This is a genomic window from Microbacterium halophytorum (assembly GCF_002970975.1).
Classification (GTDB): domain Bacteria; phylum Actinomycetota; class Actinomycetes; order Actinomycetales; family Microbacteriaceae; genus Microbacterium; species Microbacterium halophytorum.
In genome coordinates, this window is the sequence record NZ_PNFA01000005.1 from 325,719 (window position 1) to 338,571 (window position 12,853).

General features: G+C 71.6%; 11 protein-coding genes. 4 read left to right on the plus strand and 7 right to left on the minus strand.

Annotated elements, in window-relative coordinates; genetic code table 11:
* Positions 1–18: 18 nt before the first annotated feature.
* Positions 19–3,501, minus strand: coding sequence for a DNA-directed RNA polymerase subunit beta (gene rpoB, locus C0010_RS07150; protein ID WP_105566414.1), 3,483 nt, complete (start codon positions 3,499–3,501; stop codon positions 19–21).
* A gap of 268 nt (positions 3,502–3,769) precedes the next feature.
* Here rpoB and C0010_RS07155 point away from each other — a divergent pair, with 268 nt between their 5' ends.
* From C0010_RS07155 to C0010_RS07165, 3 genes are all read left to right on the plus strand, one after another.
* A complete protein-coding gene (locus C0010_RS07155; RefSeq protein ID WP_105566358.1) occupies positions 3,770–4,627 on the plus strand; it encodes a spermidine synthase in 858 nt (285 codons plus the stop codon).
* A 127-nt stretch (positions 4,628–4,754) separates the two neighbouring features.
* Positions 4,755–5,279, plus strand: coding sequence for a hypothetical protein (locus C0010_RS07160; protein ID WP_105566415.1), 525 nt, complete (start codon positions 4,755–4,757; stop codon positions 5,277–5,279).
* A 49-nt stretch (positions 5,280–5,328) separates the two neighbouring features.
* Complete coding sequence (locus C0010_RS07165; RefSeq protein WP_105566359.1) at positions 5,329–5,820, plus strand: SprT-like domain-containing protein; 492 nt, start codon at positions 5,329–5,331, stop codon at positions 5,818–5,820.
* Positions 5,821–6,053: 233 nt separating this feature from the next.
* Here C0010_RS07165 and C0010_RS07170 read toward each other — a convergent pair whose 3' ends face one another.
* The 6 genes from C0010_RS07170 to C0010_RS07195 form a co-directional block, all read right to left on the minus strand.
* A complete protein-coding gene (locus C0010_RS07170) occupies positions 6,054–7,541 on the minus strand; it encodes an ABC transporter permease (protein ID WP_105566360.1) in 1,488 nt (495 codons plus the stop codon).
* On the minus strand, positions 7,538–8,326 hold the full coding sequence (locus tag C0010_RS07175) for an ABC transporter ATP-binding protein (RefSeq protein WP_105566361.1): 789 nt from the start codon (positions 8,324–8,326) through the stop codon (positions 7,538–7,540). The genes C0010_RS07170 and C0010_RS07175 overlap by 4 nt, the downstream gene beginning before the upstream one ends.
* Before the next feature lie 125 nt (positions 8,327–8,451).
* The gene (locus C0010_RS07180) at positions 8,452–9,096 is read right to left on the minus strand and encodes a response regulator (RefSeq protein ID WP_105566362.1); all 645 of its coding nucleotides are present in this window, start codon (positions 9,094–9,096) and stop codon (positions 8,452–8,454) included.
* On the minus strand, positions 9,093–10,343 hold the full coding sequence (locus C0010_RS07185; RefSeq protein ID WP_232531798.1) for a sensor histidine kinase: 1,251 nt from the start codon (positions 10,341–10,343) through the stop codon (positions 9,093–9,095). The genes C0010_RS07180 and C0010_RS07185 overlap by 4 nt, the downstream gene beginning before the upstream one ends.
* Before the next feature lie 148 nt (positions 10,344–10,491).
* Positions 10,492–11,160: an LrgB family protein gene (locus C0010_RS07190; RefSeq protein ID WP_158685354.1), complete on the minus strand. Its 669-nt coding sequence runs from the start codon at positions 11,158–11,160 to the stop codon at positions 10,492–10,494.
* A complete protein-coding gene (locus C0010_RS07195) occupies positions 11,157–11,561 on the minus strand; it encodes a CidA/LrgA family protein (protein ID WP_158685356.1) in 405 nt (134 codons plus the stop codon). The genes C0010_RS07190 and C0010_RS07195 overlap by 4 nt, the downstream gene beginning before the upstream one ends.
* Before the next feature lie 111 nt (positions 11,562–11,672).
* Between C0010_RS07195 and C0010_RS07200 the strand changes: the two genes are divergently transcribed.
* Positions 11,673–12,737 carry a threonine aldolase family protein gene (locus C0010_RS07200; RefSeq protein WP_105566364.1) on the plus strand — a complete coding sequence of 355 codons (1,065 nt, stop codon included), beginning with the start codon at positions 11,673–11,675 and terminating at the stop codon, positions 12,735–12,737.
* Positions 12,738–12,853 lie beyond the last annotated feature (116 nt).

The window sequence follows — 12,853 nt, forward strand, 5'->3', positions numbered from 1 at the left end:
CGAAGTCGGCTGGCTGGTTCAGATCTCGTCGATCGAGGCGGACTCGAAGCGCGAGGAGATGTTGATGCCGAGTTCCTCCGCGGCGCGGAAGGCCTCGTCGTCGGTGTCGCGGAGGTTGACCTCCGTGCCGTCCGCCGCGAGCACCTCGACGTTCAGGCACAGCGACTGCATCTCCTTCATGAGCACCTTGAAGGACTCGGGGATGCCGGGCTCGGGGATGTTCTCGCCCTTGACGATCGACTCGTACACCTTGACGCGGCCGAGGATGTCGTCGGACTTCACCGTGAGCAGCTCCTGCAGAGCGTACGCGGCGCCGTAGGCCTCGAGGGCCCACACCTCCATCTCACCGAAGCGCTGACCGCCGAACTGCGCCTTACCACCGAGCGGCTGCTGGGTGATCATCGAGTACGGGCCCGTCGAGCGCGCGTGGATCTTGTCGTCGACCAGGTGGTGCAGCTTCAGGATGTACATGTAGCCGACCGAGATCGGTGCGGGGAACGGGTCGCCCGTGCGGCCGTCGAACAGGTCGGCCTTGCCGCTGCTGTCGATGAGGCGCTCGCCGTCGCTGGTCGGGAGCGTCGAGTCGAGCAGACCCGCGATCTCGGCCTCGTGCGCGCCGTCGAACACCGGCGTCGCGACCTTCGCGCCCGGCTCGCCCTCGCGGAGCTCGTCCGGGAGGTGGATCGCCCACTCCGGGTTGCCCTCGACCTTCCAGCCCTGGCTGGCGATCCAGCCGAGGTGGGTCTCGAGCACCTGACCGAAGTTCATTCGGCCGGGGATGCCCATCGGGTTCAGGACGATGTCGAGCGGCGTGCCGTCCGCGAGGAACGGCATGTCCTCGACGGGCAGGATCTTCGCGATGACGCCCTTGTTGCCGTGGCGGCCCGCGAGCTTGTCGCCCTCGGTGATCTTGCGCTTCTGGGCGATGTAGACCACGACGCGGCGGTTGACGCCCGAGCCGAGCTCGTCGTCGCCCTCTTCCGCGTCGAACTCCTTGACGGCGATGACCGTGCCCTGCTCGCCGTGCGGCACCTTCAGGGAGGTGTCGCGGACCTCGCGGCTCTTCTCGTTGAAGATCGCGCGGAGCAGGCGCTCCTCGGCGCTCAGCTCGGTCTCGCCCTTCGGCGTGACCTTGCCGACGAGGATGTCGCCGGGGCGGACCTCGGCGCCGATCCGGATGATGCCCCGCTCGTCCAGGTCCTTGAGCAGGTCCGGGCTGACGTTCGGGAGATCACGGGTGATCTCCTCCTTGCCGAGCTTGGTGTCGCGGGCGTCGACCTCGTACTCCTCGATGTGGATCGAGGTGAGGGTGTCGTCCTTCACCAGGTTCTGGCTGAGGATGATCGCGTCCTCGAAGTTGTGGCCCTCCCACGACATGAAGCCGACGAGGAGGTTCTTGCCGATCGCGAGCTCGCCGTTCTCGGTGGACGGGCCGTCCGCGATGATCTGGCCGACCTCGACGCGCTCGCCCGCCGAGACGACGACGCGCTGGTTGTAGCTGTTGCCCTGGTTCGAGCGGTCGAACTTGCGCAGGAAGAACTCCTGCGTGCCGCCCTCGTCGAGCTGCAGGACGATCGTGTCGGCCGAGACCTCGGTGACCACGCCGGCCTTGTCGGCGATGATCGAGTCACCGGAGTCGACGGCCGCGAAGCCCTCCATGCCGGTGCCGACGAACGGAGCGCGGCTCTCGATCAGCGGAACCGCCTGGCGCTGCATGTTCGCACCCATGAGGGCGCGGTTCGCGTCGTCGTGCTCGAGGAACGGGATGAGCGCCGTTCCGACCGAGGTCATCTGTCGCGGGGAGACGTCGATGTAGTCGACGTCGGCGACGTCGATCAGGTCGACCTCGCCGTCGCGCCCGCGGGCCAGCGTCTGCTTCTCGGCGAACGAACCGTCGGCGTTCAGCTTGGCGTTCGCCTGGGCGATGTTGAGGCTCTCCTCGTCGGCCGCCGTGAGGTAGTCGATCTGGTCGGAGGCCTTGCCGTCGACGATGCGGCGGTACGGCGTCTCGATGAAGCCGAACGCGTTGATGCGGCCGAAGGTCGCGAGGCGGCCGATCAGGCCGATGTTCGGGCCTTCCGGCGTCTCGATCGGGCACATACGGCCGTAGTGCGACGGGTGGACGTCGCGGACCTCGACGCCCGCGCGCTCGCGCGACAGGCCGCCGGGGCCGAGCGCCGACAGCGTGCGCTTGTGCGTGATCGCCGAGAGCGGGTTGTTCTGGTCGAGGAACTGCGACAGCTGGCTCGTGCCGAAGAACTCCTTGATCGCGGCCACGACGGGGCGCACGTTGATCAGGGTCTGCGGCGTGATCGCCTCGATGTCCTGCGTCGTCATGCGCTCGCGCACGACGCGCTCCATCCGGCTCAGGCCCGTCCGGACCTGGTTCTGGATGAGCTCGCCGACGGCGCGGATGCGGCGGTTGCCGAAGTTGTCGATGTCGTCGGCGCCGATGCGCTTGTCGACGATCTCGCCCGACTTGTTGACGCCCTCGAAGGTCTCGTCGCCGCGGTGCATGCGGACGAGGTACTTGACGGTCGCGACGATGTCCTCGACCGTCAGGGTCGAGGCGCTGATGTCGGTCGCGAGGCCGAGCTTCTGGTTCAGCTTGTAGCGGCCGACCTTCGCGAGGTCGTAGCGCTTCGGGTTGAAGTAGAAGTTGTCGAGGAGGCTGCGCGCAGCCTCGGCCGCGACCTGCTCACCCGGGCGGATCTTGCGGTAGATGTCGCGAAGCGCCTCTTCCTGCGTGAGGATCGTGTCCTTCGCCAGGGTCTCCTCGATCGACGAGAAGCCCTCGAACTCGCGCTCGATGTCCTCGGTGGTCAGGCCGAGCGCCTTGAGGAAGACGGTGACGGGCTGCTTGCGCTTGCGGTCGATGCGCACGCCGACCTGGTCACGCTTGTCGATCTCGAACTCGAGCCAGGCGCCGCGGCTCGGGATGACGCGGGCCGAGACGATCTCCTTGTCGGAGGTCTTGTCGGGCGTCTTGTCGAAGTACACGCCGGGCGAGCGGACGAGCTGCGAGACGACGACGCGCTCGGAGCCGTTGATGACGAAGGTGCCGTCGCTCGTCTGCAGCGGGAAGTCGCCCATGAAGACCGTCTGGGTCTTGATCTCACCGGTCTGGTGGTTCATGAACTCGGCCTCGACGTACAGAGGGGCCGCGTAGGTCTTGCCGCGCTCCTTCGCCTCTTCGACCGAGTACTTCTCGGGCTCGAGGTAGGGGTTCGCGAACGAGAGCTGCATCGTCTCGGAGAGGTCCTCGATCGGCGAGATCTCCTCGAAGATCTCCTCGAGGCCGCTCTGCTCCGGCTGGTTGCGGCTCGCGTCGGCGGCGCGCTCGCGCCACGCGTCGTTGCCGACGAGCCAGTCGAACGACTCCGTCTGCAGTGCGAGCAGATCGGGGACGGTCAGCGTGTCGTTGACTTTCGCGAACGACCGACGCGATGCGCCGCGGCCGTTCTTCGGATTGGTGGATGCGTTGTTGCGCGCAGCAGCCAAGGGGATGACCTCCATGAGCCCGCAGCGTGTGCGGACTGCTAGATTCCTTGTCGACAGGTGAGGTGCGCCCGGATCCGGTACCCGATCGACTCGCCGCAATCTGCGAGGATCGAGGTTCCCGACCGACCACCATATGAAGGCACGGGAGAACCCGAGAAGCGCAACTGTCGACGATACCCGACTTTCTTCGGCATGTCCAGTGGCGATTCCGCATCCGACGTGCTTTCATGTTCGGTTCCGGGTCGATCGGGCGCCGTAGAGTGACCGCATGGGCAGGAAGAGGGACGACCCGGGTCAGGTGCCGCAGGCGCGGCTGGCGGGCGGGATCGCTCGCATCCTGCCGAGCGACGTGACGACCGGGTTCGAGGTCGACGTCGACGGCACGCCGCAGTCGCACGTCGACCTCGCCGACCCGACGCACCTGCACTTCGAGTACGTCGCGCGGATGGGCGCCGTCATCGACCAGCTCCCGGATGGGCCGCTCACGGCCGTGCACCTCGGTGCCGGCGGGATGACGATCCCCCGCTACATCGCGACGACGCGACCGGGCTCGCGACAGCAGGTGGTCGAGCTGGAGCAGCCCCTCGTCGACCTCGTGCGCGAGCACCTGCCGCTGCCGCGAGGGGCGGCCATCCGGGTGCGCATCGGCGACGCCCGCGACGGGCTGGGCCGGATGCCGCAGGGCATGCACGGCGCCGTCGACCTGCTCGTCAGCGACGTGTACTCGGGCGCCCAGACGCCCGCGCACCTCACGACCGTCGAGTTCTACTCGGCGGCGGCCGGCCTGCTCTCCCCGACGGGCGTCCTGCTCGTGAACGTCGCCGACGGGGCGGGGCTCGCGTTCGCCCGGCGCCAGGTCGCGACGATCCGCGAGGTCCTCGGCGAGGTCGCGATCCTCGCGGAGGTGCAGGTGCTGAAGGGCCGCCGCTTCGGCAACCTGGTGATCGCGGCATCCGCCGCTCCGCTGCCCGTCGAGTGGCTCCCCCGCCTGATGGCCGCGGGCCCCCACCCCGCGAAGATCGCCCACGGCGACGAGGTCGAACGCTTCATCGCCGGCGCGCGGTCGGCGCACGACGGAGACGCGACCGACTCGCCCAAGCCGAATCTGCGCCTCTTCGAGCGGTGACGGCGGGCCGAGCGCCGAGATAACGGTTCGGTTTCGGGTGTCGGCCGCGCGCCGCCAGCGCGCGGCCAGGAGCGTCTTGCACACTGGTGTTGCGAGCGGCCCGCGCGCGCTCGAGAAGGGAGTCGTGTTGAGCTATATCCAGGGGTACGACTCGGAGAGCCTCCGCGAGATCGTCGATCCGTCGGCGTGCCGTCAGCGGCTCGAGGACATCGGCTCGCAGAGGAGCCTTCCGGCGCTGCTCGAGCGCGTCTGGCTGCTGAAGGTGCTCGGTGAGCTGGACGAATCGGTCGCGCTGAGCGAGCAGTCGGTGCGCGTCGCGCGCATGGCCGGCACGCGCAAGGACCTGCTGCGCTCGCGCATCCTGCACGCCTCCGTCCTGACGGAGCGGGGCGCGTACGAGGCGGCCGACGCCGAGCTCTCGACGTGCGCAGAGGAGGCCGATGGCCAGGAGTGGCCGTCGATCGCCGCCTTCGCGCTGAGCCACCGCGGCCGCGAGCGGCACGCGGCGGGCGACGCAGAGGGCGCGCGCTCCGACTTCAAGCGCGTGCTGTTCCTGCGGCAGGAGCTCGGCGCGAGCGAGGACGAGCTCGAGCTGGCCATGACGATGATCGAGGCGACCGAGCGCCGCCGCTCCGCGGTCTCCGCCGGCTGAGGCCGTGCGCTCGGCGCCGGGCGTCCGTGGGTCGGATTAGGGTGCCTGCATGGCAGATCTCGAACGGGTGAGGGTGTGGGCCGAGGCCCTCATCCGGATGCATCTCGACGGCACGTGGTCGTTCGGGTTCGACAACGCCAAGCGCCGCGCGGGCGTGTGCAGCCACACGCATCGGCGCATCACGGTCTCCCGCTACATCTCGGCGCTGAACGATGACGACGAGGTGCATCAGACCCTGCTGCACGAGGTCGCGCACGCGATGGCGGGCGCCGGCGCGGGCCACGGCCCCGAGTGGAAGCGCATCGCGCGCGAGATCGGCTACGTCGGCGGCACGACGCACAACGGGCGGACGCCGACCGAGCTCGCCCCCTGGGTCGGCACCTGCCCGAACGGCCACGCCCTGCATCGGTATCGGCGCCCGCCGCGCGTCAGCTCCTGCACGAAGTGCGCGCCGAGGTTCGACCCGCGGTTCGTCATCGCGTGGCGCCACCGCGAGGTGCCGACGACGGTGCGGCGGAGGGCCAGGGCTGCCGCGGGCTGAGCACGTGCGGGCCGGGGCCCGCCTCGGCGCACGCCCGGGTCATCCGGTGCGTACGCCTTCGCCCGCGACGATCGCTCACGCGCGCCTTCATCCGCGTCCGCCGCGACCCCACCCGCACAAAGCGGCACCCGAACGCGACGCACGCCGTTCAGGTGCCGCTTGATGCAGGTCCGCGCCCACCCGCAGGAAGCGGCGCTTGAGCGGCGCTGCTGCGCGGCCGGAGGCGGCTCCGCTCAGTCGGCGGCGAGCGCCTCGACCGGCGAGACGCGCGTCGCGAGGCGCGTCGGCGCGACCGACGCGAGCAGCGTCAGGACGGCGGCGGCCGCCGCGATCACCCCAACTGTGAGCCACGGCACGGCGGGGGCGATCAGGTGCCCCGACGGCTCCTGGCCGTTCAGCGACAGGGCCCCGAGGAGGGACTGCGCGCCCGCCCAGCCGTACAGCACGCCGAGGAGGAGGCCGAAGACGACTGCGGAGATCGTGATGTGCGCGGCCTCGAGCATCACCATGCGGCGCACCTGCGGGTTCGACAGCCCGATGGCGCGCAGCAGGCCGAGCTCGGTGCGGCGCTGCACGACGCCGATCGTGAGCAGGTTGACGAGGCCGACGGCGGCGATCACGGCGGCGACGGCGACGAGCCCCATCATCACGAGCGAGAACATGTCGAGGACGGTCGTGACCTGCTCGACATCGGCGCCGCCGGAATTCGCGACGAACACTGCCTTCGCCGTCTCGGCGGCGACGGCGAACATCGTCACGAGGGTGACGCCGATGACCACGCCGATCGCCATGCGGCTGGAGCGCTCGGGGTACCGCAGCGCGTTCTCGGACGCCATACGCGCCGTCGCCGTTCCGCCGAACAGGCGACCGACCAGGCGCAGCACGGGCGGCATCACGAGCGTCGCGCCGATGCTGAGCCCCGTGAACGACAACAGCCCGCCCGGGAACGCCACGAGCAGCCCGAGCGGCGTGAACACTCCGAGCGCCGCGCCCGCGCCGAGCAGCGCGAAGCCGGTCACGAGGAGCACGATGCTGCCCACGCCGCGGCGCCGGCCGCCCGCCTCGCGCGCCGAGCGCGGCGCGGCGTTTCCGAGCGCCTGCAGCGGCGTGACGGCGAGCACGCGGCGCGAACCGGCCCACGCGGCGAGCCAGGTGGTGGCGACGACGGCCGCGGCCGGCAGCAGCACCCACGGCTGCAGCACGTCGTAGCCGATGTCGGGCATGCCGGTGAAGCCGGAGGCCTCGGCCTCCGCGACAACGGCGCTGTCGGCGAGCCGCGAGCCGATCGCCGACAGCGCGAGGCCCACGACGAGACCCACCAGCGCGCCGAGGGCACCGACGACGAGGCCCTGACGGGCGACCGCCGAGCGCTGCGATCGCGCGGAGGCCCCGATCAGCCGCATCAACGCGATCTGCCGCGTGCGGCCCGCGACGACCGTCGCGAAGGTGTTGCTCGTGACGACGGCTCCGACGTACATCGAGATGATCATGAAGACGCCGGCGGTCATGCCGAGCACCAGCGCCAGCATCCCGGATTCTCCGTAGAGCGCCGTCGACATCGCGCTCAGGAAGCCCGTGGTCGACAGCAGCACCACGCCGAACGCCGTCGAGATCGCCGCGACGAGGACGCTCGCCCCCATCCCCCGTTCGCGGAGCAGCGCGAACGCGGGCGCGCGGGTGCGGGCGGCCGCGGGCGGCGCGACGACTGCCGCGGCGCTCATGCCGCCTCCCCCTGGGCGGCGCCGGCGCGCTCCCCCTCGGCGCGCAGCATGTGCGCCGAGATCTCCTCGGCGGTCTGCCGCGGCTTGTCGGCGACGATACGGCCGTCGCCGAGGAAGAGCACGCGGTCCGCCCAGCTCGCCGCGATCGGGTCGTGCGTCACCATCGCGATGGACTGGCCGTGGCGCTTGCTCGCATCCGCGAGCAGGTCGAGCACCTCGCGGCTCGTGCGCGAGTCGAGCGCGCCCGTCGGCTCGTCGGCGAACACGAGGTCGGGTGCGGTCGCGAGCGCGCGGGCGATCGCGACGCGCTGCTGCTGCCCGCCCGACAGCTCGTGGGGGCGGTGCGACAGCCGGTCGGCGAGGCCGAGGCGCGCGATCAGCGCCTCGATGCGCGCCGACTCGTCTCCGGACGGCCGCCGTCCGTCGAGCTCGAACGGCAGCAGGATGTTGCCGCGCACGTCGAGCGTCGGCACGAGGTTGAAGGCCTGGAACACGAAGCCGACCCTGCGGCGCCTCAGCACCGTCAGCTGCCCGTCGCTCAGCCCCGTGATCTCGGTGTCGCCGATCCACGCGGCGCCCGACGTCGGTGCGTCGAGCCCGGCCATGACGTGCATGAGGGTCGACTTGCCCGAGCCCGACGGCCCCATCACGGCCGTGAACTGGCCGCGCCGGATGCCGACGCTCACGCCGTCGAGGGCCGTCACGCGGGAGCTCCCGGTTCCGTAGGTCTTGGTGAGGTCTGCGACCCGGGCCGCGAGGCCGAGGTCGGTCGTGGTGATGTCCATGCCTTCGACGCTACGAAGCGCGCGGCACCGGGTCATCGGCCTGCGGGATGATCTGCGTGCATCCCGAGGATGACCGCCCGAGAGGACATCACGTCTCGCGTGGAACCGACGGACGACGAGGTGCCTCAGGCGAGCCCGTGCTCGTGCGCGAAGACGACGAGCTGCACGCGGTCGCGCAGCGCGAGCTTGGTGAGGATGCGGCTGACGTGCGTCTTCACCGTCGCCTCGCTCAGGAACTCCGCGGCGGCGATCTCGGCGTTGCTCATTCCGCGAGCGGCATACGCGAAGATCTCTCGTTCGCGCTCCGTGAGCTCGCTCCACGCCGCGGGCGGCTGCTTCGCGGGCGGGGAGAAATGCGCGAACAGCTCGCGCGTCGCGGAGGCGGCGATCACCTCGCTGCCGGCGTGCACCGAGCGGACAGCGGCCAGGAGGAACTCCGGCTCCGCGTCCTTGAGCAGGAATCCGCTCGCGCCCTGCCGGATCGCGCGCGCGGCCGCCTCGTCGAGATCGAAGGTCGTGAGCATGACGATGCGCGGCGAGTCGGGTCGCCGCAGCAGCTCCGCCGTCGCCTCGAGGCCGTCCATGACGGGCATCCGGATGTCCATGAGCACGACATCCGGCCGGCTCTCGGTGACGACGGCGACGCCCTCCCGCCCGTCCCCGGCCTCGCCGACCACCTCGATGTCGGGCTGGGAGCCGAGCAGCATGCGGATGCCCGCGCGGAACAGGGCCTGGTCGTCGACGAGCACCACCCGGATCGGGGCGGTCACTCCGCCGCCTCTCGGCCGCCGACGGCGCCGTCGCGCGCGTAGCCGGTGACCGGCAGTTCAGCTCTCACGACGAACATCCTGCCATCCGGCGCCGCGAAGAGCGTACCGCCGACGAGGTGGGCGCGTTCCGTCATGCCGACGATGCCGTGACCGCGGGGCCCAGCGCCGCCCGGCGCGCGGCCCTGGGCGTGCGCCCGGTCGTCGCCGACCGCGTTGCGCACCTCGATCACGACGCGACCGGGCCGCCACGCCATCCGGACGTCGACGGCGCTGCCCCCGCCGTGTCGGAGCGCGTTCGTCAGGGCCTCCTGCAGGATGCGGAACACGGCCAGCTGAACGCCCGTGGGCGGTTCTCCCGGCGGCGTCGGGTCGGTGTCGACCGAGAGCTCGACGCCCGCAGCGCGCACGCCCGCGAACAGCCCCTCGAGGTCGGCCAGGCGCGGCTGGGGGCCGGCCGCCTGGCTGTGCCGGAGCTGGGCGAGCAGCTGCCTCACGTCGACGAGAGCGGCCCTGGCCGTGCTGCTGATCGTGCCGAGCGCCTCCTTCGCGAGGGCGGGGTCGGCGTCCGCCGCGTAGCGCGCGCCGTCGGCCTGCGCGACCACGACGGCGAGAGAGTGCGCGACGACGTCGTGCATGTCGCGCGCGATGCGGCCGCGCTCCTGCTCGCCGGCCGCGAGGAGCTCCGCCCGTTCCCGTGCCTCGCGGTTCGCGCGCGCCTGCCGCGCCGCCCGGACGAGCGCGCCGGTGGTCCACGACAGCAGAAGAGCGAACGCGACCATGGCGAACCACATGCCGACGGTCACCCCCCAGTCGAGCGGCGAGAGCACGGGGCTGTAGACCGCGTACTGGATGCCCATGTACACGGCCGCCACGAGCGCGCCCGCGACGGCGGAGCCGCAACCGACCCACATCACGACGGTCGTGCCGTACGCCGCCGTCGCGTAGAGCACGAAGAACACGGCGACGTCGAAGAACTGGGGCGACATCCCCACGGCCATCTGCGCGATCGCGCCCAGCCAGGCGATCGCGAGCGCGAGAACCGGCGACAGGCGCCGGAACGCCAGCGCGACGCCGAAGACGACCGTGATCGCGACGCCCCATGCCTGGACGGCGGGCGAGTACGCGGCCCCTCCGACGAACAGGTCGCCGACGATGCCCAAGGAGAAGAACGGCACGAACAGCGCGGCCAGCACGATGTCGAAGGCGAGCTGCCCGCGCGTGATCCGACGGAACAGGGTCTTGCGCATGACTCCGACGCTACGCGGAGCAGGCGCGCGCCGCGTCATCCTGGAGACGTACGTCGGCGGGCGCGATCGGGTGCCGAGCCGCGGCAGAATCCTCGAGCCGCGGCAGAATCGCGCCGATCTTGCCGCGGCTCGGGGTTTGTGCAGTGCCTCAGAGCCAGCCGAGCAGGCTGCCGACGAGCACGGCGAGCGGCACGAGCAAGGCGGCGAGCGCGAGGCCGAGCGCCGACGAGGCGCCGGTCGTCGGGCCGAGCTCCATCGCGCGCGCCGTGCCGATCGCGTGCGCGGACAGGCCGATCGCGAAGCCCTGCGACACGGGGTCGCGGCGGCGCAGCAGGCGCAGCAGCGGCGGGCCGGCGACGGCGCCGAGGATGCCCGTGATGATCGAGAACACGGCCGCCAGCGCCACGTCGGCGCCCACGACCTCCGCGACGGCGGCCGACACCGCCGACGTCGCGTGCTTCGGCGCGAGCGCGAGCAGGACATCCGGCGGCGCCCCGAGCGCCCACGCGACCGCGACCGTCACGGCGAGCCCGACGACGGTACCAGCGACCGCCGCGACGATGAGGGCGGGCAGCAGGCGCCCGAGCTCACCGCCGTGGCGCCGGATCGGCAGTGCGAGCGCGACGATCGCGGGCGCGAGCAGCGCCGTCAGCGGGATGGTCCCCTCCTGGTACTCGGCCAGCGGCACGTTCCGGATGATCAGCAGCGCCGCGATCGCGATCGTGCTGACGAGCACGGGGTTCAGCCAGCCGCGCCCGACGCGCGCCAGGGCGCTCGCACCCGCCCAGATGAGCAGCGTCACGGCCAGCCAGATCACGAACGCCCCCGCATCAGCAGATCGGCGACGAAGACCGCCGTGAGGAAGGTCGCGAGCCAGCCGACGACGAGCGCCGCGATGATCGCGAGCGCGTGCTCCGCGAGCGTGCCGAACGCGCCGATGACGCCCACGGCGAGCGGCACGAGCAGGAGCGGCAGCACGGCGATGAGCGTGTCGGCGGCGGGCGCGACGACGCGCATCAGCCGGTTCCCGAACGGCAGCACGAGCACCACGAGCAGCGCGATCATGCCGAGGGTCGAACCAGGGATCGGCAGGGACGCCGCTCGCTGCAGCGCCTCGCCGCCGGCCGCGAACGCCACCAGGACCCCTGCACCCAGGAGCCAGCGCGCGATCGTGCGCGTGCGGTCGCCGCGCCGCCCTTCGCCGCCCTGCTCGCTCACACGCCTCCCGTTCGCCGCCCTCCGTGAGAGTCTGCCAGTTCCGCGCCCGCAGCCCGACGCCGGTGCGCGCCCCGTCAGGAACGCGGATCGACCGCCGACTACCCTGGTCCGGTGATCCCTCTGCATGACCCCGCCCAGCGCGGCTTCGCGTCCGACAACTACTCCGGCATCCACCCCGAGGTCCTCGAGGCCATCGCCGCCGCCAACGGCGGGCACCAGAGCGCCTACGGCTACGACGCGTACACCGACCGGTTGCGGGAGGTCATCCGGGGTCACTTCGGCGACCGAGCCGAGGCCTTCCCCGTCTTCAACGGCACGGGCGCGAACGTCGTGGCACTGCAGTCGATGCTGCCTCGGTGGGGTGCCGTGATCGCCCCGCAGACGGCGCACATCAACACCGACGAGGGTGCCGCCCCTGAGCGCGTCGCCGGCATCAAGCTCCTGCCGTTCCCGACGGTCGACGGCAAGCTGACTCCCGCGCACATCGACGAGGCCCTCGCGAACCGGCTCGACGAGCACAACGCGCAGCCCAGGGTCGTGTCGATCACGCAGTCGACCGAGCTCGGCACGCTGTACACGGCCGACGAGATCCGGGCGATCGCCGACCGCGCGCACGCCGCCGGGCTGACGGTGCACATGGACGGCTCGCGCATCGCGAACGCCGCGGCCGCGCTCGGCGCCCCGCTGCGGGAGTTCACGACGGACGCGGGCGTCGACGTCCTCAGCCTGGGCGGCACCAAGAACGGCGCCCTCGCGGCCGAGGCGATCGTCGCGATCGATCCGGATGCCGCTGACGGCCTGATCTACCTGCGCAAGTTCGACATGCAGCTCGCCAGCAAGATGCGCTTCGTGTCAGCGCAGCTGCTCGCGCTCTACGACGGCGACCTGTTCCTGCGCAGCGCGGCGCACGCGAACGCCATGGCGGCCCGACTGCGCGACGGCCTGAACGCGTTGATCGGCGCGGGCGCGATCGCCGGCGTCTCGGTCGCCGACGGCCCCGTCAACGGGGTGTTCGCGACGCTCCCGGAGGGCGTCGCCGACCGCCTGCGCGACCGGTTCCACTTCTACGACTGGGACGCCTCGCGCGGCGAGGTGCGCTGGATGTGCAGCTTCGACACCACCGAGTCCGACATCGACGCGCTCGTCGCCGCGGTCGCGGCGGAGACCGCGGCCTGACAGCCCGCCGCGGCGCCGTTCCCGCGCCGCGACGCGGGGCGGGAACGCCCGCGGGAGCCGCAACGGGCCGCACCGGGGCGAACGCCGTTCCGCTCCGGTGCGGCCCGTGCCCCCGG

What these genes read in the sequence shown, in the direction of transcription:
- C0010_RS07155 (WP_105566358.1), top strand. Translation starts at nt 3,770, where the DNA reads ATGGGCAGGAAGAGGGACGACCCGGGTCAGGTGCCGCAGGCGCGGCTG.
- C0010_RS07175 (WP_105566361.1), bottom strand. Translation starts at nt 8,326, where the DNA reads ATGGACATCACCACGACCGACCTCGGCCTCGCGGCCCGGGTCGCAGAC.
- C0010_RS07165 (WP_105566359.1), top strand. Translation starts at nt 5,329, where the DNA reads ATGGCAGATCTCGAACGGGTGAGGGTGTGGGCCGAGGCCCTCATCCGG.
- C0010_RS07170 (WP_105566360.1), bottom strand. Translation starts at nt 7,541, where the DNA reads ATGAGCGCCGCGGCAGTCGTCGCGCCGCCCGCGGCCGCCCGCACCCGC.
- C0010_RS07185 (WP_232531798.1), bottom strand. Translation starts at nt 10,343, where the DNA reads ATGCGCAAGACCCTGTTCCGTCGGATCACGCGCGGGCAGCTCGCCTTC.